A 22,695-nucleotide genomic window follows, 5' to 3' on the forward strand; every position below is an offset into this window, starting at 1 on the left:
CCTCCAACCGCCCCGTCATGGAGTGGGGCGAGGTGTTCGGTGATCAGGTCGTCGCCACCGCGATCCTCGATCGGCTGCTGCACCACAGCCATGTGCTGACCGTGCGGGGCGACAGCTACCGCCTGCGTGAGAAACGCCGCTCCGGTCTGATCAAGAGCAGCAGTGCGGTGAGGACCATCCCCGCCACCGGGGAGGAAGGGAGCCCATGAGCATCCCGCCCCTCCCCCTCCACCCCCATTCCCAACGACTGATGAGCAAGACCAACCGACGCCGGCCACGGCGTCAACAAGCCGGTGCTACAGCCTCACAGAGTGGGCCAGATTTCGTGTCGCCGGAGGACCAATTCCGGATGTCGCTTGACAGCTGCTGCCCATCTATCGCTCCACTACGCCGATCCCGGCAGGGATGCAACTGCTGGTGCCGGGTTATCTGCCCTCCACGCCCTTACCTGCTGGGGAGTGGATCTACCTGCCAGCCCGGCGCTCAGGGGGCGTGGCGGATGACCTTGCCGATCTGCCATCGGCAGGGGCCTGACTGCAGCTGACGGTTAGTGCGGACACCAGATCGCGGCCGTGCTGTCGCCCAGGGCGCACGTGCGGCCGCGGAGATGCTCCATCGCCACCCAGGCGCAGACCAGGGCATCGAGGCTGTCTTCCAGGGGTTTGAGCTCCGTCAGCGTCGCCACCGCTGCGGGCTGCGGCAGGGGCTGGTTGATGGCCCCGATCTGCTGCTGCAGCGCGTTTTGAATGCGCTGGAAGTTGGCCAGGAGCTTCTCGATCCGCTGCCGGATTGAGGCAGCAGGCCAGTAGCGAGAGGAGCGGCTGACCTTGTACTCCAGTCGGTAGTCGAGACCCAGCAGGGCGAGCAGGGCCACATGGGGATAGACCTCCAGCACCCCACCAGAGCCATGGCGAGGCGTTGCCGTGGTTTGCAGGGGGTGGCCCAGCTGCTCCAGCTCTGAGCGCAGCCCATCCGCCAGGGCCCCGGGTCTGGCGGTGGTGGGGCTGTGCACCGCGCAGCCCCGGCTGCCGTACTGGATGGAGACCTGCTGATCGGCATTGCGGCGGCCGCCGATGGGCTCGGTGGAGAGGGGCATGTCGATGGCGATCAGATCCACCGGCCGGCCCGCCAGGCGGGCGCTGGCACGCAGCAGTGTCCCCATCTCGGGTGTGCTGCCGCGGTGGCGTGCCTCCCAATCCACCGGGTGGCCCTCGGCGCAGGCCAGAAAGCTGGCGTAACTGGGTGCCACCGCCAGGCAATGCCAGCGCTGACCCTGCTCCTGCACCAGCGCCACCCCGCTGGGCTGATGGGCCGTCCAGGCGGCATCGATGCCCAGCACGGTGCGGCTCATGCCGCTTCCAGACCCAGATGATCGACGTAGGGCTGAAAGTCGCGGTCGCTGAACAGCAGCGGCAGGTTGGCCTCAATGCAGGCGGTGGCGATGATCCCGTCGATCGTCTTGCGCACCGTGATTCCCTGGCGGCGCAGCGTTCTGTAATTCTCTGCTGCCTTCCAGGCGTTGCTGCCACCAAGCATCGGCAGCAGAGCCAAGGAGCGGAACAGTTGCCGGGCGGTGGCCACGTCGCGCTCGCTGCGGAAGCCCTGCATCACCTCCACCAGGATCAGATCGCCGATCGCCAGCGGTGTCACCCCGAGCCATCCATCCAGCCGCTCCACCTCGGGGGTGCTCACCCCATTGAAGAAGTCGATCCAGACCGAGGAATCGACCACGATCACGGCTGATGCTCGGCCGTCTCCATCCCGGCATCGAGCCGTTGGGCGTCCAGATCGCCATCCCAGGCCAAGCGGCCGCGGAAGGAACGGATCTGGGCCTGCTGCTGCAGCTTGACCAGCGTGCGCAGACCGAGCTCCACCGCTTCTCGCTTGCTGCGGGCACCGCTGGCCTGCATGGCCTGCTTCATCAGGGCGTCGTCGATGACGATGTTGGTGCGCATGGGACCCATGGGCGATATGTAAAGCGTAGGGCGGCTATACACATCCGGGATCGGGCCGGCTGGCAACAGGAAGAGCGAGCGCAGCCCGGACGGGGCGCCCGCAGCACCACAGCCGTGATGGGTGATGCCCTCCTCCTTCTTCTCCTCTGATTCCAGCGTCGCCAACAGCGGCGCTGCTCCAGGTCCCATGGTCCCTCCTGGCCGATGGCAGACCTACCGCCAACAGCAGCAGCAACCCAACCAGGGCCCTACGGGCTCAGCTCCACCTGCCACCGACCCTGACCTGCTCGACAGCGACGGCGCTGCTGACGCTGGTCTGGATGCTGCCGACGGCGACGACACCCTCGACCTCTCCCTGCCACAGGACTCCAGCCCCAGCGACAACGACGACCCCCCTGCCGCTGCTCCCAGCAGTGCTGATCCCCTGCGCGCCGAGCGCCGCCGCAGCAACCAGCTCGAGAAGGAGCTGCGCAAAGCCCGCGCCCAGCTCTCGCGTTTCTCCGAGATCAACCCGGATGAGTACGCCCGCCTGCAGGACGCCGAGCGCAAGCGCGAGGAGTTCGAACGCCAGGTGGGCGAGCGCGAACGCCAGCTCAATGAGGCCAACCTGCGCCGGGTGCGCAGTGTGGAAAAAGAACGCGACGAGGCCCGCTCCCAGGTGCAGAACCTGCGCAAGGAGCGCTTGATGGAGCGCCTGTTCTCCGAGGCCGAGGGCCGCGTCGGCGGCGATGAGCGGGGCACGTTCTTTGACACCTTCGTGACGCTGTGCGGTGGCCACTTCCAGCTCGGCGAGGTGGACGGCCGCGAGCGGCTGCTGCCGGTGGATGGCAAGGGCCAACCCCTCACCGCCGATGGCGTGGCCCTCAGCGACGGGGACTACATGGAGGAGCTGCGCCGCCACCCGGTGTACAGCTTCCTGTTCCAGCAACGCAGCGGCCTCTACTCCGCTGCGGTGCCTGAAACGGGCCATGAGCACGGCGGAGCGGTGAACCTGCAGACCCTGAGTACGGCCGAGCTCTATCTGGAGGCCGTCAAGGGCACCACGCCCAGGGCTGCTGCACCGCGGCGCTGATCACCCTGCCGGTAGCGCGATGGCCTGGTATCTGGTGTTCTGGCGCAACCGATCCACCGCCACGGTGGTGCCGGCCGCCAGCGCCAGCCAGGCCCGCTCCCGTGCCCAGCGCCGACACAAGAAGGGCTATGGGTCGATCGTGGCTGCACGCCGCGCCAATTCAGAGGACTCTCGTCTGATTCGCCGCGGCGTCTGGGTGCGGCGGCGGCGAGATGGCTCCAGCCCTCAGTTCAGCAGCAGCGGCCATAGGACTGCAGCACGGCGCCACCGCAGCCGCTACCGCTCCTGGCTGTAGCTCACGGCTGCAAGCCCCGGCTGTAGGCCAGCCGCACGGGCGACCGTGGGCGACCGTCCCTACCCGCGCCATCCACCAGCGGAGCGGGCACTGCGGCTGGAGAAGCGAGCGCAGCGGGCGGTCGTTCCCCTGGCTGCTGGAGGGCTACCGGTTGCATGCTTCGCAGTCAGCTGTCAGTCGAGCCCACCCGAACCCAGCGAAATCAATCGAACAAAAGAACAATCAAATTGTATTCAACAAGGCGGTATATAGGGTGAACTCGCTGAAACGTAGCCAACGTGCTTGCGAAATCTCCCAAATTCTGGAGATTGAATTATTCACCTGAGACAGTCACGCTGCAGCATTCATGGCATCCGTCGCGCCTCTCCCAACGCTCCAGATCAGAAGCGGTACGACGGAACGGCGAGCTCCATCACTCTCTGAGTAACTTGCAGAAGATGAGCCGACGTTCGTAGCAGCCATGCCAGACGAGACCATGCCCGGCGGAAGGCCATCCCATGTCGTCGTCATCGGAGCCGGATGGGCTGGTTGGGGCGCAGCCAAGGCACTCTGTGAAGCCGGTATTCGTGTCACCTTGATTGATGGGATGCCCGATCCAACAGGCAGTACACCAATCACAACCAAAAGCGGCAAACCTTTCGAAGCAGGCACCAGAGGTTTTTGGAAAGACTATCCCAACATCAATGCCCTAACCGATGAACTCGGCGCTGGTGATATCTTCACTGACTTCACAACCAGTGCCTTCTGGTCTCCCGATGGGTTAGAAGCAACAGCGCCTGTCTTTGGAGAGGCACCCCAATGGCCAAGTCCCCTTGGCCAGATGGTGGCGACAATCACCAACTTCACACGACTACCCATTCAAGACCGGCTCAGCATTGCAGGGCTTCTCTATGCGATGCTTGACCTCTATCGCAGCGACAAGACTTTCCAGAGGTACGACGATCTCGATGCGCAATCACTCTTTGTCAAGCTCGGCATCAGCGATCGGCTCATCAATGAGTTCCTGCGCCCCACCTTGCTGGTTGGCTTGTTCAAGCCGCCCGAAGAGCTTTCGGCCGCGGTCACCATGGAGCTCCTCTATTACTACGCCCTGGCCCACCAAGACTCTTTTGATGTCCGTTGGATCAAGTCGAAAAGCATCGCTGAACATCTGTTTTCGCCTCTGAGTCGAAGGCTGATCTCCCGCCATCATCTGCAGGTTCTTGGGGGAACGTTGGTGAGACGGGTGAATGTGTCGTCTGACTCGCGGCGGGTCAGCTCGGTTGAGGTGAAGAACGTGGCTACCAATGCAGTTCAGGTGATTGACGAGGTGGATGCTCTGGTCTTGGCCGTTGGTGCAAAAGGGCTCAAGTCTCTGATGGCTCAATCTCCAGAACTCAGCAAGGCAGCACCACAGCTTGTTGGCGCTGCTTCGCTTGGTTCCATCGATGTCGTGTCAGCACGTCTATGGCTGGATCGTTATGTTCCAATCGCTTACCCAGTCAACGTGTTCTCCCGCTTCGAATCACTGAAGGGCTCTGGGGGCACTTTTTTCATGCTGGATCAGCTGCACAAGGATGCTCAACAGACTCTCTGGGGTGATGAGCGGCCCCAGGGCTCCGTGGTCGCCAGCGACTTTTACAACGCATCGGCTATCGCAGCGATGAGCGATCAGGAGATCATCGATCGGCTCACGCGCGACCTGCTTCCCATCGCTCATCCAGAATTCACCAATGCCAGGGTGGTTGATTCCGAGGTACGGCGCTATCCAGGCTCGGTGTCGCTCTTTTCTCCGGGCAGCTTTAGAAAACGGCCACCCTTGGAAACCTCAGTGGAGTCGATCGTCTGCGCTGGCGACTGGGTGCGGATGGGCGACAAAGAACATGGAGCCAAGGGCCTGTGTCAGGAACGAGCCTATGTGTGCGGGCTGGAGGCAGGGAACTCGCTGATCAGGCGCAAGATTGTCAACGGTGCCGATCAGTCGCATCCCGTTCTCCCTATTCGGGCAGACGAGCCACAAGTCGTTCTAGGCCGTGCTCTCAACAAGCTCGTGATGGATCCAATCGAAGCCCTTGGTCTGAAACTGCCGTGGTTCAACTCCTAACGAGTGCTGGACTGACGGCTGACCTCATCCAGGGTCCTCTCGCTGGGAGTCCCCCGCTCGTGGAGCAGCGGCTCGATGCGGAAGTTGAGGTCACTCACAATCTTGTATTGCCGCCTGGGTTCCCGTGTCCACACCAGCCAGGTGAAGTTGAGAGCACTGTCTGACAGTGCTGATTCCCGGCAACTCGGGCACGGAGTCGGTGCTGCGGCTTGCGCTGCGCCGGGTTCTGGCGGTGCTGGTTTTGCCGGTGCTGCACTTGCGCGGGCGGCGGCTGGTTCTGGTGGCCATGGCCTCGCTGGGCTTACTGCGGCTCTTGCCAGCCCTGCTGCAAAGGCCCGGCCACCAACCGGCAGCCGGGCCTGACCCCCCTGGCTCAGCAGACCGAGACTGTGCAGCCGGGGGTGCCCTGCAGCTTGCGGGCAAAGGCGAACGCCTTCTCAGCAGGGATCAGCCGCATCTTCTTGACGGGCTTGCCGCGGCGGCCCAAGAACTCGACCTCACAGGGGGTGGTGCCGAGCTTCTGGACTCCTGGCTGATAGCGGTGAACCACAAGCAGGCGGACTTCGCAGACGGGGCCTTGGGGAGTGGCCATGGCTGGGGTGGAGCGGAGAACACCGACCAGACGCCCCGCAGGCGCAGTGCTGGCCAGGGGCGAGCCCAGCGAGCCCGCGTCAGCCCTGGCCAGCGCAAGCCGGAGGGGCATGCTGCGGAGGGGTTTTGCTCCGCCCAGCCAGGCACGTCCCACGGGCATGGATGCAACTCCGTGCTGAACGCCCACCGCGCCCGAGCCGTGGAGCTGCTGCGCCAACCCTGGGATCGAGAGACAGGCAAGGGGGCCGCAGCTGCAGCCCCCAATCCATGGCGCTCAGGCCATCTGCAGCTTCTGCACAGACAGTGGCTGGCGCTGCAGCTCGAGCTCACAGCGCTGCAGCAGCTCCTGCTGGGCCAGGAGCCGCTCATCCAGCTCATCCACCCGTGCCAGACACTGCTGGATCGCCGGAATCACCTCCTCCTCCAGCAGGGTGATCTCTTCTTCTCCATAGGGCTGCTCGATCCAGGTGCGGCGCAGCGGCAGCCCACGACGACGCAGCAGGATCTCCTCCACCGAGCGCAGCGTTGATTCGAGCAGCAGGAACGGATCCTCTTCTGGCCTGCAGAACGGGGAGGTGGCAGCGGCACTGCCTGCAGAGAGCGTGGCCATGACGATCGGCGCCCAAACGGCGCAGCGACGGGACCGATCCCAGCGGAGGCGCGGCCGCAGGACGGGCCTCAGACTGGAGAGGCCCGGAGCAAGCCCTCCTCCCGCTCCCAGGCGTTACCGATCCATACGCGTCAGCGCTGCTCCGCCCAGCAGCGCCAGCAGCAGCTTGAGGGTGGAATCAAAGCCGCCCTGCAGCTGCTCCAACGTGCCGGGGCAGATCTGCCCGATCGATCGCCCCTCCAGCGCCCGCTGGCCGCAGACCCCAGCGGCGAGGGAATTGATCAGCAGCTGGGTGCCGATCACCACCGCCAGGATCTTGAAGACGAACCGTTCGCGGTCGAACGGCGGCTTGGGCGGTCGGGCCAGTGGGCCTGAGTCCATTGCTGCTCTTCCCTCGCGATCAGGCCCCAGCCGGTGGAAGCACCAGAGCCGCCGTCACTTTTTTTCCTGGAACACCCCCACATAGACGGTGCCCTGCCGACAGAGGGGCAGCACCTTGTCGCGCAGATCGGCGTTATGGAGCCGGATGCAACCGAGGGTGGGGTGCAGGGGTTGCTGCGGTGCCCAGGCGCCGGGCCAGCCACAGGCCGAGCCGCCGCCGTGGAGCATGATCCCGGCCCGACCATGGGCCACCTCCTGGCCCTCCAGCTCTTCCATGTCGAAGGAATACCAGCCGTAGCCCATGGCGGTGTCGCTGCAGGGCGGGTTGGGGTACTGCTCGTAGTCGGCATACAGCTGCCCCAGTCGGTAGAGCCCAGGCGGGGTGTCGGTGCTGTTCTGGGTCCAGTCGGTGTCGCTCCCCTGGCCGCGGGCCAGGCAGGGGATCTTCCAGAGGAAGGCCCCGGTGTAGTCGTAGGCCTCCATGTCCTCGTCCCGGTCGTTCACCAGCAGATAGGAATCCCCGGGCTGGACGGGTGCTGCCAGCTGCGGGCCGGCCATGCCGGCCTCCTCTGAACCGCGGGGATCCAGACCACCGGCAGGAGCTGCTGGGACCGGGGGCGCAGCGGGTTTTTGGCTGAAGGTGAGCGCCCAGGGGGCCTGCTCATCGAGGACGGCCTCGCTGCCAGGCAGGCCAGCGATCACGGCATGGAGGGTCCAGACGCCGGAAACCTGCTGGGGTTCACCGAGGAACGCTTCAAAGCGGTCCTGGAACCGCTCGGGTGTCATGGGGCTGGCCATGGGCGTGGTGCTGCTGAGCCCTGTTGCCAGTGGTCGCTTCGGAGCGCCGGCTGCGGGCAACAAGAGAGCGCCCCAGCCGCAGCCGGGGCCGCCCCTTCAGAAGGGCAGCTCGCTTTCGGGGAAGGAGCTCACCCGGTGAGGATTGAGGAGCTGGCGATCGAAGAGCAGATCAGCGCAGAGCCGCTCGAGCCGCTCCAGAGGAGCAGGGCGGTGGGCCGAGGCCTCCTCGCACAGGAACTCCAGGGTGCGGGAGCTCAGGAGCTGGAAGGTGCGGATCCGGGATGCGGAAGCCATGGCAGGCGTAGCGAAGACCCCGAAGCAGGCCGGGCGGGGTCAAGGGGCAGCCACCGCTGCAATGCGGAGCGCAGCGCAGCCAACGCACCAGTCCGGCTGACTCGCGCAGCCCTTGAGGCCGCCCGGACCATGAGGAGGGCTGCGCTTAGCCGATCCACTGAGCGCCGGTGGGGAAGAGCCGCAGCCTGCCTGACGATTCGAGCGCATGCCCCAGCCGCGGCGGCGGCCATGAAGCGAATACCTGTCACTAACCGCTTCATCGGATGAAGCGATTAGGCTGCGGTGATGGCTTCATCCTGGATCTGGCAGCAGCCCGACTGGCCCCAGTTCCGCTGGAAGAGCTCCGCTCTGGATCCTCTGCTGGAGCAGGCCCGCTCTGCACGCCAGGAGCTGCTGAGCCGGCTGGAGACGCTGGAGCCCCCGCTCGATCGGGAAGCGATCTCCGCCTTGCTGGGTCGGGAGAGCCTGGGCACGGCCGCCATCGAAGGCGAGCTGCTGGATCCCGGCCAGGTGCGCTCCTCGATCGCGCGCCGGCTGCACCTTCCCCTGGCCGAGGGGCAGCCGGCCGCCAGCGCCCAGGTGGAGGGCCTGCTGGATGTGTTGCTGGAGGCCACCAGCACCCTGGAGGCGCCCCTCACCCTGGCCACGCTGAACCACTGGCACCAGCGCCTGTTCGCCGCTGGCCCCGATGGACTGCGCGCCATTCGGATCGGTGGGCTGCGCGATGAGGCCCCGATGCAGGTGCTCTCCGGCGCCATTGGCCGTGATCGCCTGCACTTTGAGGCGCCGCCCCGAGACCAGCTCGAGGAGCAGCTGGAGGCCTTCCTGGATTGGGTCGCCTCCCCCCCTGCGCAGCTGGACGGGCTGTTGCGCGCCGGCCTGGCCCACCTCTGGTTTCTCACCCTCCACCCCTACCAAGACGGCAACGGCCGCCTCGCCCGTGCCATCACCGATCGGCTGCTGGCCCAGGACTGCAGAGCCCAGAGCCAACAGGCGTTAGCTGCCTGCGCCCTTTGCATCTCCGCCCAGATCCTGCGGGAGCGGGAGGGCTATTACACGGCACTGGAGCGCTGCCAGCGGGGAGATTTGGATGTCACGAGCTGGCTGAGCTGGTTCCTGGAGCAACTCACGGCAGCGGCGGCCACCAATGGCGCCGTGATCGATGCGGTGCGGCGCAAGGCGGCCTTCTGGTGGAGCCACCGGCACAGCGGCTTCAACAGCCGCCAGCAGAAACTGCTCAATCGCTTGCTGGATGCCGAACCGGAGGGGTTCACGGGCGGCATGACACTGCGCAAGGCCATCGGCCTCACCAAGGTGAGCCGCGCCACGGCCTGGCGCGATCTGGCCGAGCTGGTGGAGCAACAAGCAATCGAGCCGATCGGCGAAGGCCGCAGCCGCGCCTATCGCCTCCATTGGCCAGGCGGGCCCTCACCAGGAGATGGCGCGTAAGCCGGGAGCAGCTCCAGGGAGCGCAAGCTCAGCAAAAGGGAGGCGCAGATCAGAGCTGCGGAAACGGACAAGGCGGATCGGGCAGGCAGGACGCGACCACTCCGCCTCGGTGCTGCCGGGATCAGGCCTCTGCGTTGGCCTGCGGCCGGATCTCCACCCAGGGTTCACCGGTGCGCAACAGCTCCAGCGCTGGCAGCAGGGTCGTGCTCAACACCTGCTGCAGTGCGGCATTGCTGCTGTTCCCCAGCCGCAGCCAGATCACCTGGGGAGGAGGGCTCTGCTCATCCAGCAGGCGGATGAAGTCCCGGTCTTTGGTCATCACCACCGCCTCAGCGGCCCGTGCCTGGCGAAAGATCTCCGGATCGCTGGCATCCCGCAACCCGATCTCCCGCACAGGGACGGCATCCACTCCCCATGGCTGCGCACCGATCCAGAGGGCCAGGGCTGGCGGCAGCTGGGCATCCAGCCAGAGCCTCATCCCACCAACACTGGATGGTCGATCTCCCGGGCTGCGTAATCCAGTGCCGCACTGAGATCCTCCGGCTCCAGATCCGGGTAGTCGGCAAGGATCTGCTCGCTGCTCAGCCCAGCGGCATAGAGCTCCAGGACATCCCGCACGCGAATGCGCATGCCGCGGATGCAGGGCTTACCGCCGCACTGCTCCGGGTTGTGGGTGATACGGGATGGCGCCATGGGTTCAGGCTAAGCGGCTTCTTTGGCTGCTGATCACGCCACCAGGGCAACGACCTGGCAACAGCTGCTGTTGTCACTGGGGCGAGGCCCCGGGAGCGTGCCCTTGGGCCTGACCTTGATCGAGGCGCAGAAATACGCCCGCCGCGCCGAACAGCTGGCGGTGCTCAAGACCTTTGCGGAGGGGGAGCTGCTGCGCCGCCTGCCCTTCCGCAACCTCGTCGGTGGCTCCCTGAGCTTCCCGGCGGAAACCAAGTTGCCCCGCGTGGGTTTTCGGGCCGTCAACGAGGGCTACCGCCAGAGCTATGGGGTGATCAACTCCGATTCGGAGTTCGTGCACCTGTTCGGCGGCGACCTGGATGTGGACCGCTCGATCGTGGACCTGCAGGGCCCCGAGGCCCGCGCTGCCCAGACCGAGATGAAGGTGCGCTCCATGCGCCTCACCCTGGAGGCGGCGATCATCAATGGCGACGACACCTTTGACCCGCGGGCCTTCAACGGGCTGAGCAAGCGCCTGGTGCCCGGCGAGGACCAAACGATCGACAACGGCGGCAGCACGCTCAACCTGCTGGCGCTGGAGGCGTTGACCGACAGCGTCATCGGCTACGGCGGCGACAAGGTGCTGATCGGCAGCAAGGCGGCCCGCCGCCAGATCAGCACTGCCTCCCGCCAGGCCGGCGGCGACCTCTACGAGGTGATCGACGGTCGCCACTATTTCGAGGGGATCGAGATCCTGCTGGTGGAGGAGGACGCCGAGGGCAACGCCGTGCTCGGCTACGACGAACCGGGGGACACCACCTCGATCTACTGCTGCGTTCTCGGTGATGCCGCCGTCTGCGGTCTGCAGGGCCCGTTCGAGGGTCGCTACGGCATCTCGGTGCGGGACTTCGGGGAGGTGCACGACGCGCCGGTGTTCCGCACGCGGGTGGATTGGTACGTGGGTTTTGCCGTGTGCAACCGCAAGGCGGCGGCCCGCCTGTTCAACGTCGCCCCCATGCCGCTGGTGCTGCCCTGAACCCTTCATCCCATCCCTTCCGGAGACCCTTCCATGACCTCTCAAGCCACCCGGCTGCTCGATGCCCAGACGGTGCTCGTCGGCTGGATCAACCACTCCGCCACCGACTGCTACGAACACACCCGCAGCAGCGGTGATGTCGTCAACCTCGGCACCGATCTCGATGCCACCAGCTCCTTTGTGCTGGTGGCCTCCCACCCCGGCCACAGCGAGGCCGTGACCGTGACGCTGGAGCTGGCGCCGCTGCTGGCCGATGGCAACGCCGGCAGCTGGATCACCGCCGCGGCCGTCGCCATCCCCGCCGCTGGCGGCAAGGTGGAGGCGATCATCAGCGGCGCCGCCCTGCTGATCAACCCGGCCGACAGCGCGCTGATCACCCCGCCCTGCCTGCGATTGGCGCGGGCGACGGTCTCTCCCGCCACGCCGGTGGGGATGACCGTGGCGCTCACCGCCAACCAGGGGCTGTGAGGTGAGCGCCATGAGCAACCCACTCGACACCCTCAATGTGGCGGCGGAGGCTGAGGCCCTGCCGCTGGAGCTGCTGCAGCCCCTCGACAGCAACAACCCCTCCTCCACGCCTGTTCGCCTCTCGGGCCCGGAGCAGCGGCTCACCGTCACCCCGGATCCGGGTGTGGGCGATGCATCGCTGTTGCCTCCCAGCCAGCTGCTGATCGGCAAGGACGGCGTGACCCGCTCGATCTGGCCGGTGCACCTGGCCGGCTGGCAGGCCCTGGGCTGGCAGTTGCTCAGCCCCGCCAGTGGCGGCGATGAGCCGGGCCCGGTGGATATCGGCGACAACACGCCGGAACCGGAGCTGGTGGACTCGCTCGACCTCGAGCCGGAGCAACCGGCAGCGACGGAGACCGCCCCGGCACCAGATGAGCCCACTTCTGCCGACGACCCGCTGGAGACCACCACCGATGGTGGCGAGGCCCTGCTGGTGAGCGAGCGCACCGACTTCCAGGCGATGACCAAGGCCCAGATCGTGGAGTTCTGCTCCACCGTCTACGGCGTGGAGCTCGATGGCAGCCAGACCAAGGCCGAGCTGGTGGAGCAGGCCATGGCGATGGAAGCCCAGGCCAGTGCATCGGGCACTGCCAGCGGCAGCAACGAGGGCATCAACGATGCCGCCGATCTCGCGGCCCTGGAGCTGGGGAGTGCCCTGCTCTGATCCCAGCAGCCAGCGCTGCCCCGGCCAGCGCATTCCTGGCTGGGGGCTGGCAACAGCTCAGCAGCACTGCCCTGGCGCCGATGGCCACTCCCGATCCGGCTGTGCTGGCCGAGCTGACGGCCCAGTGCCGCAGCAGCAGTCGGCCGCAGGGGGTGATTTTCCTGGGACAGGCCCAGCTGCAGGACGGCGGCACCCCTGAACCGCCGCCCACCGGTGGTATCACGGCACTGCAGGCACTGGCGCCGCTGCTCAGTGCCACTGCTGGCGAGGGAGTGGTGGTGATCGCGCTGGACCTGCGCCTGCTCAATCCCCTGCCGCCTTGATCGTTCCGCTCAACCGCCTTCCCCTTCTGTACTGATCGCCATGGCCACCACCACCGAGAGCCGCACCGCCGGCCGTTCCCTGCCCCAGCCCACCGACCTGCTGCTGGTGCAGCGCGGCAGCACGCCCTACCGGGCCACTGCCGAGGAGGTCAAGGCGTTCATGCTCACCCCGGCCACCGCGGCGGCGATCGGTGCGATCAAGCCCGGCACCAACCTCTCGGTGGATGGCGACGGCACCCTCCATGCCGCCATCCCTGGCGCGCTCACCTACAGGGGCGCGATCGACCCCACCACCACCGAGGCCCCGGCTGGGGCTGAGGCGGGGGATGTGTACCTCGCCAGCAGCGGTGGCCCTGCCCTGGCCAGCTGGAGCGGCATCGCCGGCCAGGACATCGCCCAGGGGGATCTGCTGCTGTTTGACGGCAGCAACTGGAGCGCCAACGCCGCCCTGGGGCCCGATGGCGCCGGCGTGATCCGCATCCAGGTGGTCGCACCGCTGGCCGTCGATGAGAGCGATCCCGCCCAGCCGCTGCTGAGCGTTGCCCTGGCCACCTCTGATACTGCCGGCGTTGTGCAGCTGGCCGACCCATTGGCGCTGGCAGACGGCACGCCCGGGCGGGTGGTGGATGCGGCCCAGCTGCAGGCAGCGATGGCCACCGCCCAGCCGGCCGGCGACTACATGCCGCTGGACCTGAGCACCCTGCCGGCCCTGCCCTGATCGCCGCAGCTGATGACCCTCCAACCAGGCGACCTGCTGGCGATCACCCGCCCCGCTGGGCCCCAGGCCGGCACCTACCAGCTGCCGGCAGCGGCGATGGCAGACCTCCTGAGCCCGCCGCCGGTGCTGGGAATCAGCGGCGTGCTCTGGTCGACCGTGCGCTCGCCTGCGGACAACAGCTGGCAGGCGATCTGCTGGTCGCCGGAGCTGGGGCTCTACGCCGGCGTAGCGGGTAGCGGCAGCGGCAACCGGGTAATGACCTCAAGCGATGGCATCCGTTGGAGCACCCAACCGGCTGCCGCCGATCAGAACTGGGTGGCGCTCTGCTGGGCCGCGGAGCTGGGGCTGTTTGTCGCCGTCAGCGACAGCGGCACTGGCCAGCGGGTAATGACCTCACCGGATGGCAGCAGCTGGACCATGCGCCAGACGCCTGCCAACAACACCTGGACTTCGATCTGCTGGGCACCAGAGCTGGGCCTGTTGGTGGCGGTCGCCAGCAGTGGTACGGGCAACCGGGTGATGACCAGCAGCGATGGCCTCACCTGGACAGCCGGCCCGGCTGCCGCCGATCAGGAGTGGCGATCGGTCTGCTGGGCGCCCCAACTGGGGCTGTTTGTAGCGGTGAGCAGCACGGGCGCCGGGCAGCGGGTGATGACCTCCAGCGATGGCCGCAGCTGGAGCCTGCGCAGCACCCCAGCAGACGTGAACTGGATGGCGCTCTGCTGGGCGACGGAGTTGGGCCTGCTGGTGGCGGTGAGCAGCAGTGGCAAGGGGAACCGGGTGATGACCTCCCCGGATGGCATCAGCTGGAGCAGCCGCAGCTCGGCGGCCGACAACGCCTGGACCTCCCTCTGCTCGGCGCCGGAGCGGGAGCTGTTGGTGGCGGTGAGCAGCAGCGGCACCGGCAACCGGATCATGACCAGCGTCGATGGTCTCAACTGGACGGTGCGCAGCTCCCCGGCTGATCTGGGCTGGCGCTCGCTTTGCTGGTCGCCCCAGCACAGGCAGTTTGCGGCGGTGAGCAACAGCGGCTCTGGCAACCGGGTGATGGTGAGTCCTTGACCCATGCCTGACACCACGACACCCCTGCCGGCGATTGGCTCGCGTTGCTGGCGCGACCAGATCAGCTCAGAGACCGGCGCCACTGTGCTCAGCCTTGCAGCCGAGACGCCCGAGGACGATCCGATGGTGGAGCTGGCCTACGACGAGGGCAGCAGCGGTTGGTGGCCGCTCTCCACGTTGGTGTTTGAGCAGGCCTGAGCCGAGCGGCCTCAGCCCGCCCCCACCAGCTGATGGCGCAGGGCGGCGAGGGCCTTCTTCTGGGCCCGCTGCACGGCCATCGGGCTGATCTGAAGCTGCGCCGCAGCGGCTCGCAGGGACAGCCCCTCGAGGACGGTGAGCCGCAGGGCCGTGGCCGGGGCCGCCGGCAGCTGATCGACCAGCTGCTCCAGCGCCAGGCCATTCACGGCCTCGCCCCAGGCCGGCTCGGCATCAGGCGCTGCCAGCTGATCGAGCATGCAGGGCTCGCCATCGGATGTGGCATCGAGGCTGATGTGCCCCAGCGGGCAGGTGCCCTTCTCATGCTCTCGGCGGGAGATGCGCACGAGGCGGACACGATCGCGGAGGTGGTGCTGCAGGGCCCCGGTGATGCAGCGACGCAGATAGGGCCCAGCGGGCTCGCCTGCTCTGCAGCGGGGAGCGGAGCGAACCAGGGCTTCACGGGCCACCTGGATCAGATCCTCCCGCTCCACCAGCGGGAACAGGAGCCTGGCGGCGGCCGAGGCAATGGCATCAGCCAGAGGCAGGTGCTCCAGCACCAGAGCATCGCGGGCCCGCAGGGCAGAACGGCCGAGAGGCTGGGACTGCTGCTGGCGGCGGCGGGGGGAAGCGGAGGAAGCCATCTGGGAGACGGCGGAGAACCCCACCCCCACCGGCCGGCCGCAACGGCGAGACAAGGACGCCCCCCTGGGGGCGCCTGGCCCGATCCTTGACGCGGCGTGAGGACCGGCCGAGGGATGCGGCGGGTGTGCTCTGGCCCGGTGGCAACTCACTCCCCCACGCATGAGCAGCAGCACCATCCGCAGTCTTCCTGGCTCATGGTCAGAAAGTCCTGGGCCTGAATGCTGGAGATCTCCGCTGAGAGAGGGCCCTCCGCCCCCACTATGGCGGCAGCGCCTCCAGCTCAAGATCCAGCGGCGGCTCATTTCGGCCGAGCACCGCACCGACAGCCTCAGCGCCTTCTTCGGTAACTGAGGCGGGAGCTACACCGGTGACCACACGAGCTGCTACCTCGAACTCTGCACCCACCTGGGCGTGATCGCCACCCGCAGCACTGCGGCGTGGCCCACAAGAACGGCGAGATCGAGGGGCGAACCGGCACTGGAAACACCGGCTGGCCGATGAAATCCAACACTGTGAGGCAGCTCTTGCCGGTTTCAGGCGACAACCGCAGGCCCCGGCCCAGCTGCTGCGGGAACACCACCGCGCTCTCGGTGGGACGCAGCAGCAGCACGGTGTCGATCGAGGGGATGTCGAGGCCTTCGTTGAACAGGTCGACGGCGAAGAGGATCTGCAGCTCGCCGGTGTGGAGGCGGCGCAGGGCTTCGCGGCGCTCTTCAGCGGGGGTGGCTGAGTCGAGCTGTTCGGTGACGAGACGAGGCGCCGCGAGGCGTGCGGCCATGAATGATGCGATAAGCGGCTTAGCAATGTGCTGCCATGACAGATAGTCATGGATAACCTCGGTTAAGCGGACGGGGCTTGATGTTCAAGGACTATGCAGGCGTCGAGATCCTCGCAAAAGAAGCCATTCGAGCTGAACATTTCGCCACATCTGACTTGCTATTTGCAAAGCCCGATGACATTGCTGGGGAAGTTCTGGCATGGATGACCGGGAACGACTTTGATATTGTGCCAGTTAGAGGCAATGTCGATCGCGGATTTATACGCAAAGAAGCCCTTCGGGAAATCGACCGGCAATCTCGCATCAGAGATATAATTCAACCACTTGACGAAGCTCTGATCTTCACACCATTGCTTCCCCTCGAGGACGCGCTCTTTCAACTTGCAGAGAACGGGTGGTTCTTCCTCGAAGAGAATGGAACGCTAGTTGGCATTGCCACACGTGAAGACCTTGGTAAGCCAGCCGTTTCCCTGTATCTATTCGCCAAGACGATTGCCTTTGAAACAGGCCTTCGTCGGCTCGCTGGCACGTACGACACGACACCCATCCCCGATTCGCCCCCAGACGAGGATGATGAGACTCCTGGGCCAAGATTTCTTCGAGAAGTGATTCTCAAGGCAAAGCAGAATAAGGCACTCCTAAAAGATCTTGGATATTCAGGAAAGGGCTCAAGTGGCAGATTCGATGAACTGACAAAGTTTATCAATAGACTGCGGAACCATATCGCCCATGGCAGGAGCATCCTTGCGATCAGTGAAAAGTCTGAAAGCTACAGTAGCCGGCTGAAAGAGCTGGATGCTCTACTCGGGACAATGAGAACACTCACAGAGCATTCGACCCAGGCATGGGAGGCCTATGCTTCGACGCAGATCATTCATCGTGTCGTGATCGAAGAGATCTGGGCAGGCGTTGACGCAGGAGATCTCCCCGAGGGTGGACCGTGGATCATTCTTACTGCGTCAAATCCGCATGAAGAAGTGCTCGGCAAAGCTGAGAATCGAGCGCGAAACCATGAGCTTGTGAATCTCATCAAACAGAGGGGCTACGAGTCGATTCCTGTGGAAGGCCGCTCACGTTGTGGCCGCTGGACTGAGGAGAGCGTTGCTATTCATGGAATGCCGAGGGAAGAAGCCGCCGAACTATGTAGGCTGTTCCGACAACGGGGATTCTTTGAGATCACCGACTCGGAACTCGTAGTTTATTCCGCAGATGGCCTAAAAATGCGACAGCGGCGCAGAGTTTTTAAGCCAGAGTGAGTTTGCATGGATACTTTACCGGCAGCCTTCCTGCAGCCTCATGGCAGCAGCTTTCTTGCCTTAAGAATTGCCAATAAAGTGAACATTCGCCTTCTTTGTGAGCATCAGCAATGCATTGCTACACTGCCTTCTAATGGCGACCGGCCTCTATGAACCACAATGAGATCGTCAGCTTCCTGTGGGGTGTCGCCGACCTGATCCGGGACACCTTCAAGCGCGGAAAATATCAGGACGTGATCCTGCCGCTCACGGTGCTGAGGCGGCTCGATTGCGTGCTCGCTGAAACCAAGCAGCAGGTGCTGGCAAAGCAGGCCGAACTGCGCGAAAAGAAGCTGGAGAATCTCGATCCCCAGCTGCGCAAGGCGGCCGGCTTTGCGTTCTACAACACCTCCCGCTACGACTTCGAGAAGCTGCTGGCCGATGCGCCCGATCTGGCCAAGAACCTCCGCAACTACATCGCGGGTTTCAGCCCCAACATGCGCGAGGTGATCGAGAAGTTCGATTTCGATAACACGATCAGCAAGCTCGATGAGGCCGGGCTCCTCTTCCAGGTGCTGGAGCGGTTCAAGAAGGTGGATCTCCACCCCGGCAAGATCGACAACGCCACCATGGGCACGATCTTCGAGGAGCTGATCCGCAAGTTCAACGAGGCGCTCAACGAGAACCCAGGGGAGCACTTCACCCCGCGCGATGTGGTGCACCTGATGGTGGATCTGATGCTGGCCGGCGATGAAGAGCGCATCCGCCGGCCAGGCGTGGTGGCCACCGTGTACGACCCCTGCTGCGGATCGGGCGGGATGCTGATGATCACCAAGGAACACATCACAGCCGGCCTGCGCAAGAACGGAGAGCTGCTGCGCCCGGCGATCAACGAACAGGCCGAGATTCATCTGTTCGGGCAGGAGGTGAACCCTGAAACCTGGGCCGTGTCCAAGTCGGACCTATTCATGAAGGATCCCAGCGGTCGCGATGCCGACAACCTCGTGTTTGGCAGCACGCTCTCGGCCGACAAACTCAGCGGCAAGACGTTTGATTATCTGATCGCCAATCCTCCCTACGGCAAGGACTGGAAGCGGGACGAGAAAGATGTGCGCGCCGAACACGAACGGGGCGCCGCCGGACGCTTCCAGCCCGGCCTGCCCCGCATCAGCGACGGTCAGCTGCTCTTTCTGCTGCACATGCTGGCCCACGTGAAGGATACCGCCGAAGGCGGTTCCCGCATCGCCATCATCATGAACGGATCACCCCTGTTCACCGGCGACGCCGGCAGCGGCGAAAGCGAGATCCGCCGCTTCATCCTCGAGAACGATCTGCTGGAAGCGCTGATTGCCCTGCCCGAGCAGCTCTTCTACAACACCGGCATCGCCACGTATGTGTGGGTGGTGACGAACCGCAAGGCCCCACAGCGCCAGGGGAAGGTGCAGCTGATCGATGCCACCAGCTTCTGGGTGCCGATGCGCAAGAGCCTGGGCGACAAGCGCCGCGAGATCTCGCAGGAGCAAGCCCAGGACATCCTCCAGCTCCTGGCGGACTACAGGGACGGCGAAACCTGCACTGTGACGAAGGACGGCAAGAGCGAGGAGATCGTGGTGAGCCGCATCTTCCCCACCACCCACTTCGGCTTCCGCAAGATCACGGTGGAGCGGCCCCTGCGCCTCAGCTTCCAGGCCAGTCCCGAGCGGATCGCGCGGCTGGAGCAGGAGAAGGGCTTCCAGGCGCTGGCCACCAGCAAGAAGAAGGGAGAGGCAGCGGCTAAGGAGATGGCCGCTGGCCGCGCCCTGCAGGAGCAGATCCGCGCCCTGGTGAATGATCTGCCGGAGGAGCCGTTCTCGGATCGCGAGGAGTTTGAGAGGCTGATCACTCTCGCCGCCAAGCACGCGGGTGTGAAGCTCACCGCGCCAGCCCGCAAAGCGATCCTCGCCGCCCTGGGTGAACGGGATGAGAACGCGGAGATCTGCACCAACAGCAGCGGCACGCCTGAGGCCGACCCCGAACTGCGAGATGCCGAGAGCGTCCAGCTGCCATCAGGACCAGACCCGGTGGATGCCGAGGGGATTCCGGCGAGCGTGCAGGCGTTCTTCGAGCGCGAGGTGCTTCCCCATGCGCCGGATGCCTGGATCAACACCGGCAAGCGCGACGAACTTGACGGCCTGGTGGGGCTGGTGGGCTACGAGATCAACTTCAACCGCTACTTCTATCGCTACACTCCGCCTCGGCCGATCGAGGAGATCGAGGCCGACATCCGCACGATCGAAGACGACATCCTGAGGATGCTGGCGGAGGTGACGGCCGCCGGCAGGGCCTGACGCAAGATGCCGGCACCTTGCCACAGGATGCCGACAACTCGCGTTGACAGCGGCCCCGAACTCGCTCAGATTGTCGGCATGGCTGCTCCATCTGCCGACATTTCGCGCCAGGAGGCCGGCCTCGGCGCCTTCTTCCGCTCAAGTGATCTGGATGCGGCTGGCCTCAGCCGCCACCAGCTACCCAGCCTGCTGCGCTCCGGGGCGGTGGAGCGACTCGGCCGTGGCCTCTACCGCCGCACCGACGCTGAACCCAGCGAGCTCTATTCCCTGGCGATGGCCTGCGCCGCCGTGCCCCAGAGCGTCGTGTGCCTGCTCACGGCCCTGCAGGTGCATGACATCGGCACCCAGTCCCCATCGGCCATCTGGCTAGGCATCCCCCACAAGGCCCGGCTGCCGCGACTGCAGGCTCCCAAGCTGCGGATCGTGCGCTTCAGCGGCCCGGCCTGGACCTACGGCGTGAGCGACACCACGTTCGAGGGTGTGCCTGCCCGGATCACCTCGCCGGCGCGCACGATTGCCGATTGCTTCCGCTTCGAGCGGCTGGTGGGCGCCGAGGCGGCGATCGAGGCTCTCGACGAAGGCCTGCGGCAACACAAGGTGAGCGTGGCGGAACTGGAGCGGGTGCTGGAGGTGCTGCCGTCGCGGCGGCTGCGTGCGGCCCTGGCGGTGCTACAGCGATGAAGGCGAACCCGGCCGCGTCGGTGAAGGCACGCCTGCTGGCGCTCGCCGGTGGTGAGGATTTCCAGCGCACCCTCACGCGCTATGCAGCTGAGCGGTGGCTCTTTCGGCTCGGTGCTTCGGCGGTGCGGGAGCGTTTCGCCCTCAAGGGGGCGAGCCTGCTCACGGTGTGGATGCCCGATCCCTACCGCGGCACCAAGGATGTGGACCTGCTGGCATCCGGCGATCCCAGCGATGAAGGCCTGCGGGCTTTGCTCGAAAGCGTCTGCACGGTGCCTTGCCCGGAGGATGGCCTGATCTTTGATCTCAGCTCCCTCCGTCTGGAGACGATCCGCCCCGAGGAGGAATACTCCGGCAAGCGGGCCCGCTTCCACGCCCTGCTGGGCACCACCAGGATCCGCGTGCAGCTGGATCTGGGCTTCGGTGATGCTGTGGTACCGGAGCCCGCCGACATCACCTACCCCACCCTCCTGAACGATCTGCCGGCGCCGGAGCTGCTGGCCTATCCGCGGGAGGCGGCGGTGGCGGAGAAGTTCGAAGCGATGGTGAAGCTCGACCTGAGCAACAGCCGCATGAAGGACTTCCATGACCTCTGGGCCCTGGCCAGCACCTTCCGCTTTGAAGGGCCGCTTCTGCGGGCGGCGGTGGAGGCCTGTTTCCAGAGGCGCGGTACCCCTTGGGCTGAGGAGATCCCCACCCCGCTGACCCCCGGCTTTTACCAACGGCCGGAGTTAGCGGCACGATGGGCGGGTTATCTCGCCCGCGAGGCCGTGCTGGTGCCGCCGCCGAATCGGTTCGAGGAGATCGGAGAGGTGGTCGTGGCCTTTGTCGGGCCTGTGCGGAAGAGCCTGGTGGAGGAGGGACCCTTTGACCGGAACTGGGAGCCTGGTGGACCATGGTTGGCTCTGAGCAAGGAGGAGTCACCGTGACAGCGATGGAAACGGCCATCCAGGAGGAGGCGCTGCAGCGGTATAGGCCTTACCCCGCCTACAAGGATTCGGGGGTGGAGTGGCTGGGGGAGATTCCGGAGCACTGGGAGGTAAAGCGTCTCCGCTCCACCGTCAAAAGTTGCCAAAACGGAGTGTGGGGCGACGAGGCCGATGGTCTTCAAGATATTGCTTGCATCCGTGTTGCTGATTTCGACCGTGTGAGCTTTCGGGTCAACATTGATGATCCCACACTGCGATCAATCGAGCCAAGAGTCGCATCAGCGAGGGGCTTAAAGCAAGGTAATCTTCTTCTTGAGAAGTCAGGAGGAGAGAATCAGCCTGTTGGGGCTGTTGTTCTTTATGATCACAGCATACCTGCAGTTTGCTCGAACTTTGTTGCAAGAGTGGTCTTGGCGAAAAGCTTCAACTCAAGATTTATGGCATATCTCCATGCAGCCCTGTACTCGCTGAGGGTAAACACTAAGCACATCAAGCAAAGCACAGGTATTCAGAATCTAGATAGTACGAGTTATCTGGATGAAGCAGTTGTCCTTCCATCGGAAACTGATGAACAACGCTCCATCACCAGCTTCCTCGACCGCGAAACCGCACAGATTGATGTGCTGGTGGCGAAGAAGCAGCGGCTGATCGAGCTGCTCCTGGAGCAGCGCACCGCCCTCATCACCCGCGCCGTCACCAAGGGGCAGGATCCGTCTGTTCCCATGAAGGCTTCTGGGGTGGAGTGGCTGGGGGAGATCCCGGAGCATTGGGATCTCGTCCCAAGTACTTGGCTTTTCACTGAATGCAAGAAGCGGGCTCTCGATGGTGACGAACAGCTTTCGGCTACTCAAAAGTATGGTGTCATTCCCCAAGCCGAGTATGAGCGGCTAGAAGGACGGCAGGTCGTTCACGCATTCATGCACCTGGATAAGCGAAAGCACGTTGAGGTTGACGACTTTGTAATGAGCATGCGGAGCTTTGAGGGTGGCCTTGAGCGAGTTCGAGCGAGAGGCTGTGTCAGATCTTCGTACATTGTGCTGAGGGGCACTGCCGAGGTGCATATCGGATTCTTCTCGTATCTCCTTAAATCAAGCGCTTACATTCAGGCATTGAAAGCAACATCAAACTTTATTCGCGATGGGCAGGACCTCAATTTCGAGAACTTCCGTTTGGTGCGTCTTCCGTCACTACCTATTTCTGAGCAAGAAGTTACTGCCAACTTCCTTGATCGTAAGACTGCAGAGGCTGATTCACTCATTGCCAGAGTCCGCGACGCTATCACTCGCCTAAAAGAACTCCGCACTGCCCTGATCTCCGCCGCCGTCACTGGCAAGATCGATGTGCGGGAGGAGGTCTTATGACCCGCGTGGCGGTCGAGGGCGCCTTGCTTCGATGGGCGCG

Annotated in this window: 29 protein-coding genes and 1 pseudogene; 17 read left to right on the forward strand and 13 right to left on the reverse strand. The window is 64.9% G+C overall.

Features of this window, described 5'->3' with window-relative positions; genetic code table 11:
• On the forward strand, positions 1 to 209 hold a 209-nt coding region (locus VB734_RS08995), incomplete at its 5' end, for an ATP-binding protein (protein ID WP_323243252.1).
• 338 nt (positions 210 to 547) lie between these two features.
• On the opposite strand, the gene VB734_RS09000 is transcribed toward VB734_RS08995, so the two are convergent.
• From VB734_RS09000 to VB734_RS09010, 3 genes are read right to left on the reverse strand one after another with little or no spacing between them, the layout of a single operon-like run.
• Positions 548 to 1,351 carry a DUF429 domain-containing protein gene (locus VB734_RS09000; RefSeq protein WP_197165833.1) on the reverse strand — a complete coding sequence of 268 codons (804 nt, stop codon included), beginning with the start codon at positions 1,349 to 1,351 and terminating at the stop codon, positions 548 to 550.
• Positions 1,348 to 1,737, reverse strand: coding sequence for a PIN domain nuclease (locus VB734_RS09005; RefSeq protein ID WP_197165831.1), 390 nt, complete (start codon positions 1,735 to 1,737; stop codon positions 1,348 to 1,350). The genes VB734_RS09000 and VB734_RS09005 overlap by 4 nt, the downstream gene beginning before the upstream one ends.
• The gene (locus VB734_RS09010; protein WP_197167097.1) at positions 1,734 to 1,955 is read right to left on the reverse strand and encodes a type II toxin-antitoxin system VapB family antitoxin; all 222 of its coding nucleotides are present in this window, start codon (positions 1,953 to 1,955) and stop codon (positions 1,734 to 1,736) included. Before VB734_RS09010 ends, VB734_RS09005 begins: the two co-directional genes overlap by 4 nt.
• A gap of 187 nt (positions 1,956 to 2,142) precedes the next feature.
• On the opposite strand from VB734_RS09010, the gene VB734_RS09015 reads away from it, so the two are divergent.
• The 3 genes from VB734_RS09015 to VB734_RS09025 all read left to right on the forward strand — a co-directional run bounded on the left by VB734_RS09015 (position 2,143) and on the right by VB734_RS09025 (position 5,405).
• Positions 2,143 to 3,027 (forward strand): hypothetical protein, encoded by an 885-nt coding sequence (locus VB734_RS09015; RefSeq protein ID WP_197165829.1) that lies wholly within the window; start codon positions 2,143 to 2,145, stop codon positions 3,025 to 3,027.
• A 19-nt stretch (positions 3,028 to 3,046) separates the two neighbouring features.
• On the forward strand, positions 3,047 to 3,322 hold the full coding sequence (locus VB734_RS09020; RefSeq protein ID WP_322782530.1) for a hypothetical protein: 276 nt from the start codon (positions 3,047 to 3,049) through the stop codon (positions 3,320 to 3,322).
• 460 nt (positions 3,323 to 3,782) lie between these two features.
• On the forward strand, positions 3,783 to 5,405 hold the full coding sequence (locus tag VB734_RS09025) for a hydroxysqualene dehydroxylase (RefSeq protein WP_197165825.1): 1,623 nt from the start codon (positions 3,783 to 3,785) through the stop codon (positions 5,403 to 5,405).
• On the opposite strand, the gene VB734_RS09030 is transcribed toward VB734_RS09025, so the two are convergent.
• The 6 genes from VB734_RS09030 to VB734_RS09055 form a co-directional block, all read right to left on the reverse strand.
• Positions 5,402 to 5,800: a hypothetical protein gene (locus tag VB734_RS09030; RefSeq protein ID WP_323243256.1), complete on the reverse strand. Its 399-nt coding sequence runs from the start codon at positions 5,798 to 5,800 to the stop codon at positions 5,402 to 5,404. The genes VB734_RS09025 and VB734_RS09030 overlap by 4 nt on opposite strands.
• Positions 5,779 to 6,108: a hypothetical protein gene (locus VB734_RS09035; protein ID WP_231594862.1), complete on the reverse strand. Its 330-nt coding sequence runs from the start codon at positions 6,106 to 6,108 to the stop codon at positions 5,779 to 5,781. Before VB734_RS09035 ends, VB734_RS09030 begins: the two co-directional genes overlap by 22 nt.
• Positions 6,109 to 6,270: 162 nt before the next feature.
• Entirely contained in the window at positions 6,271 to 6,606 is a 336-nt protein-coding gene (locus VB734_RS09040; protein WP_197165817.1) for a hypothetical protein, read from the reverse strand.
• A gap of 114 nt (positions 6,607 to 6,720) precedes the next feature.
• Positions 6,721 to 6,987: a hypothetical protein gene (locus tag VB734_RS09045; protein WP_197165815.1), complete on the reverse strand. Its 267-nt coding sequence runs from the start codon at positions 6,985 to 6,987 to the stop codon at positions 6,721 to 6,723.
• A gap of 54 nt (positions 6,988 to 7,041) precedes the next feature.
• The gene (locus tag VB734_RS09050) at positions 7,042 to 7,785 is read right to left on the reverse strand and encodes a L,D-transpeptidase (RefSeq protein WP_197165813.1); all 744 of its coding nucleotides are present in this window, start codon (positions 7,783 to 7,785) and stop codon (positions 7,042 to 7,044) included.
• A gap of 96 nt (positions 7,786 to 7,881) precedes the next feature.
• Positions 7,882 to 8,079, reverse strand: coding sequence for a hypothetical protein (locus tag VB734_RS09055; RefSeq protein WP_197165811.1), 198 nt, complete (start codon positions 8,077 to 8,079; stop codon positions 7,882 to 7,884).
• Between the two features lie 285 nt (positions 8,080 to 8,364).
• On the opposite strand from VB734_RS09055, the gene VB734_RS09060 reads away from it, so the two are divergent.
• A complete protein-coding gene (locus tag VB734_RS09060; RefSeq protein WP_197165809.1) occupies positions 8,365 to 9,528 on the forward strand; it encodes a Fic family protein in 1,164 nt (387 codons plus the stop codon).
• Positions 9,529 to 9,649: 121 nt separating this feature from the next.
• On the opposite strand, the gene VB734_RS09065 is transcribed toward VB734_RS09060, so the two are convergent.
• Together VB734_RS09065 and VB734_RS09070 are read right to left on the reverse strand one after the other, a co-directional pair.
• Complete coding sequence (locus VB734_RS09065; RefSeq protein WP_197165807.1) at positions 9,650 to 10,006, reverse strand: DUF5615 family PIN-like protein; 357 nt, start codon at positions 10,004 to 10,006, stop codon at positions 9,650 to 9,652.
• Positions 10,003 to 10,221: a DUF433 domain-containing protein gene (locus tag VB734_RS09070; protein WP_037979383.1), complete on the reverse strand. Its 219-nt coding sequence runs from the start codon at positions 10,219 to 10,221 to the stop codon at positions 10,003 to 10,005. Before VB734_RS09070 ends, VB734_RS09065 begins: the two co-directional genes overlap by 4 nt.
• A gap of 97 nt (positions 10,222 to 10,318) precedes the next feature.
• On the opposite strand from VB734_RS09070, the gene VB734_RS09075 reads away from it, so the two are divergent.
• The 7 genes from VB734_RS09075 (at position 10,319) to VB734_RS09105 (ending at position 14,705) form a co-directional block, all read left to right on the forward strand.
• Entirely contained in the window at positions 10,319 to 11,233 is a 915-nt protein-coding gene (locus VB734_RS09075) for a major capsid protein (RefSeq protein WP_231594861.1), read from the forward strand.
• Between the two features lie 33 nt (positions 11,234 to 11,266).
• Positions 11,267 to 11,701: a hypothetical protein gene (locus VB734_RS09080; RefSeq protein WP_197165797.1), complete on the forward strand. Its 435-nt coding sequence runs from the start codon at positions 11,267 to 11,269 to the stop codon at positions 11,699 to 11,701.
• A 10-nt stretch (positions 11,702 to 11,711) separates the two neighbouring features.
• Positions 11,712 to 12,404: a hypothetical protein gene (locus VB734_RS09085; RefSeq protein ID WP_197165795.1), complete on the forward strand. Its 693-nt coding sequence runs from the start codon at positions 11,712 to 11,714 to the stop codon at positions 12,402 to 12,404.
• An 80-nt stretch (positions 12,405 to 12,484) separates the two neighbouring features.
• Positions 12,485 to 12,727, forward strand: a complete 243-nt coding sequence (locus VB734_RS09090) for a hypothetical protein (protein WP_197165794.1) — start codon at positions 12,485 to 12,487, stop codon at positions 12,725 to 12,727.
• Positions 12,728 to 12,767: 40 nt separating this feature from the next.
• A complete protein-coding gene (locus tag VB734_RS09095) occupies positions 12,768 to 13,445 on the forward strand; it encodes a hypothetical protein (RefSeq protein ID WP_322782531.1) in 678 nt (225 codons plus the stop codon).
• A gap of 12 nt (positions 13,446 to 13,457) precedes the next feature.
• The gene (locus tag VB734_RS09100) at positions 13,458 to 14,507 is read left to right on the forward strand and encodes a hypothetical protein (RefSeq protein WP_197165790.1); all 1,050 of its coding nucleotides are present in this window, start codon (positions 13,458 to 13,460) and stop codon (positions 14,505 to 14,507) included.
• Positions 14,508 to 14,510: 3 nt separating this feature from the next.
• Complete coding sequence (locus VB734_RS09105) at positions 14,511 to 14,705, forward strand: hypothetical protein (RefSeq protein ID WP_197165788.1); 195 nt, start codon at positions 14,511 to 14,513, stop codon at positions 14,703 to 14,705.
• Between the two features lie 11 nt (positions 14,706 to 14,716).
• On the opposite strand, the gene VB734_RS09110 is transcribed toward VB734_RS09105, so the two are convergent.
• Together VB734_RS09110 and VB734_RS09115 are read right to left on the reverse strand one after the other, a co-directional pair.
• Positions 14,717 to 15,400, reverse strand: coding sequence for a sigma-70 family RNA polymerase sigma factor (locus VB734_RS09110; protein WP_322782532.1), 684 nt, complete (start codon positions 15,398 to 15,400; stop codon positions 14,717 to 14,719).
• Between the two features lie 437 nt (positions 15,401 to 15,837).
• Positions 15,838 to 16,134, reverse strand: a pseudogene (locus VB734_RS09115) (helicase-related protein); the annotation flags it as partial.
• A gap of 71 nt (positions 16,135 to 16,205) precedes the next feature.
• Here VB734_RS09115 and VB734_RS09120 point away from each other — a divergent pair.
• The 5 genes from VB734_RS09120 to VB734_RS09140 all read left to right on the forward strand — a co-directional run bounded on the left by VB734_RS09120 (position 16,206) and on the right by VB734_RS09140 (position 22,655).
• Complete coding sequence (locus VB734_RS09120; protein ID WP_197165786.1) at positions 16,206 to 17,381, forward strand: DUF3293 domain-containing protein; 1,176 nt, start codon at positions 16,206 to 16,208, stop codon at positions 17,379 to 17,381.
• 149 nt (positions 17,382 to 17,530) lie between these two features.
• Positions 17,531 to 19,687, forward strand: a complete 2,157-nt coding sequence (locus tag VB734_RS09125; protein ID WP_197165784.1) for a type I restriction-modification system subunit M — start codon at positions 17,531 to 17,533, stop codon at positions 19,685 to 19,687.
• Positions 19,688 to 19,765: 78 nt separating this feature from the next.
• On the forward strand, positions 19,766 to 20,368 hold the full coding sequence (locus VB734_RS09130) for a type IV toxin-antitoxin system AbiEi family antitoxin domain-containing protein (protein ID WP_197165783.1): 603 nt from the start codon (positions 19,766 to 19,768) through the stop codon (positions 20,366 to 20,368).
• A complete protein-coding gene (locus VB734_RS09135) occupies positions 20,365 to 21,294 on the forward strand; it encodes a nucleotidyl transferase AbiEii/AbiGii toxin family protein (RefSeq protein ID WP_197165781.1) in 930 nt (309 codons plus the stop codon). The genes VB734_RS09130 and VB734_RS09135 overlap by 4 nt, the downstream gene beginning before the upstream one ends.
• Entirely contained in the window at positions 21,261 to 22,655 is a 1,395-nt protein-coding gene (locus VB734_RS09140) for a restriction endonuclease subunit S (RefSeq protein ID WP_322782533.1), read from the forward strand. Before VB734_RS09135 ends, VB734_RS09140 begins: the two co-directional genes overlap by 34 nt.
• Positions 22,656 to 22,695: the final 40 nt, after the last annotated feature.

The organism is Synechococcus sp. BA-124 BA4 (assembly GCF_034931165.1).

Excerpts from the sequence above, each read along its gene's own strand:
- VB734_RS09090 (WP_197165794.1), top strand. The coding sequence starts at position 12,485 with ATGGCCACTCCCGATCCGGCTGTGCTGGCCGAGCTGACGGCCCAGTGC.
- VB734_RS09065 (WP_197165807.1), bottom strand. The coding sequence starts at position 10,006 with ATGAGGCTCTGGCTGGATGCCCAGCTGCCGCCAGCCCTGGCCCTCTGG.
- VB734_RS09060 (WP_197165809.1), top strand. The coding sequence starts at position 8,365 with ATGGCTTCATCCTGGATCTGGCAGCAGCCCGACTGGCCCCAGTTCCGC.
- VB734_RS09085 (WP_197165795.1), top strand. The coding sequence starts at position 11,712 with ATGAGCAACCCACTCGACACCCTCAATGTGGCGGCGGAGGCTGAGGCC.
- VB734_RS09095 (WP_322782531.1), top strand. The coding sequence starts at position 12,768 with ATGGCCACCACCACCGAGAGCCGCACCGCCGGCCGTTCCCTGCCCCAG.
- VB734_RS09130 (WP_197165783.1), top strand. The coding sequence starts at position 19,766 with ATGGCTGCTCCATCTGCCGACATTTCGCGCCAGGAGGCCGGCCTCGGC.
- VB734_RS09120 (WP_197165786.1), top strand. The coding sequence starts at position 16,206 with ATGTTCAAGGACTATGCAGGCGTCGAGATCCTCGCAAAAGAAGCCATT.
- VB734_RS09055 (WP_197165811.1), bottom strand. The coding sequence starts at position 8,079 with ATGGCTTCCGCATCCCGGATCCGCACCTTCCAGCTCCTGAGCTCCCGC.
- VB734_RS09035 (WP_231594862.1), bottom strand. The coding sequence starts at position 6,108 with ATGCCCCTCCGGCTTGCGCTGGCCAGGGCTGACGCGGGCTCGCTGGGC.
- VB734_RS09045 (WP_197165815.1), bottom strand. The coding sequence starts at position 6,987 with ATGGACTCAGGCCCACTGGCCCGACCGCCCAAGCCGCCGTTCGACCGC.
- VB734_RS09070 (WP_037979383.1), bottom strand. The coding sequence starts at position 10,221 with ATGGCGCCATCCCGTATCACCCACAACCCGGAGCAGTGCGGCGGTAAG.
- VB734_RS09125 (WP_197165784.1), top strand. The coding sequence starts at position 17,531 with ATGAACCACAATGAGATCGTCAGCTTCCTGTGGGGTGTCGCCGACCTG.
- VB734_RS09010 (WP_197167097.1), bottom strand. The coding sequence starts at position 1,955 with ATGCGCACCAACATCGTCATCGACGACGCCCTGATGAAGCAGGCCATG.
- VB734_RS09135 (WP_197165781.1), top strand. The coding sequence starts at position 20,365 with ATGAAGGCGAACCCGGCCGCGTCGGTGAAGGCACGCCTGCTGGCGCTC.
- VB734_RS09050 (WP_197165813.1), bottom strand. The coding sequence starts at position 7,785 with ATGGCCAGCCCCATGACACCCGAGCGGTTCCAGGACCGCTTTGAAGCG.
- VB734_RS09040 (WP_197165817.1), bottom strand. The coding sequence starts at position 6,606 with ATGGCCACGCTCTCTGCAGGCAGTGCCGCTGCCACCTCCCCGTTCTGC.
- VB734_RS09020 (WP_322782530.1), top strand. The coding sequence starts at position 3,047 with ATGGCCTGGTATCTGGTGTTCTGGCGCAACCGATCCACCGCCACGGTG.
- VB734_RS09105 (WP_197165788.1), top strand. The coding sequence starts at position 14,511 with ATGCCTGACACCACGACACCCCTGCCGGCGATTGGCTCGCGTTGCTGG.
- VB734_RS09100 (WP_197165790.1), top strand. The coding sequence starts at position 13,458 with ATGACCCTCCAACCAGGCGACCTGCTGGCGATCACCCGCCCCGCTGGG.
- VB734_RS09015 (WP_197165829.1), top strand. The coding sequence starts at position 2,143 with ATGGTCCCTCCTGGCCGATGGCAGACCTACCGCCAACAGCAGCAGCAA.
- VB734_RS09000 (WP_197165833.1), bottom strand. The coding sequence starts at position 1,351 with ATGAGCCGCACCGTGCTGGGCATCGATGCCGCCTGGACGGCCCATCAG.
- VB734_RS09080 (WP_197165797.1), top strand. The coding sequence starts at position 11,267 with ATGACCTCTCAAGCCACCCGGCTGCTCGATGCCCAGACGGTGCTCGTC.
- VB734_RS09025 (WP_197165825.1), top strand. The coding sequence starts at position 3,783 with ATGCCAGACGAGACCATGCCCGGCGGAAGGCCATCCCATGTCGTCGTC.
- VB734_RS09140 (WP_322782533.1), top strand. The coding sequence starts at position 21,261 with ATGGTTGGCTCTGAGCAAGGAGGAGTCACCGTGACAGCGATGGAAACG.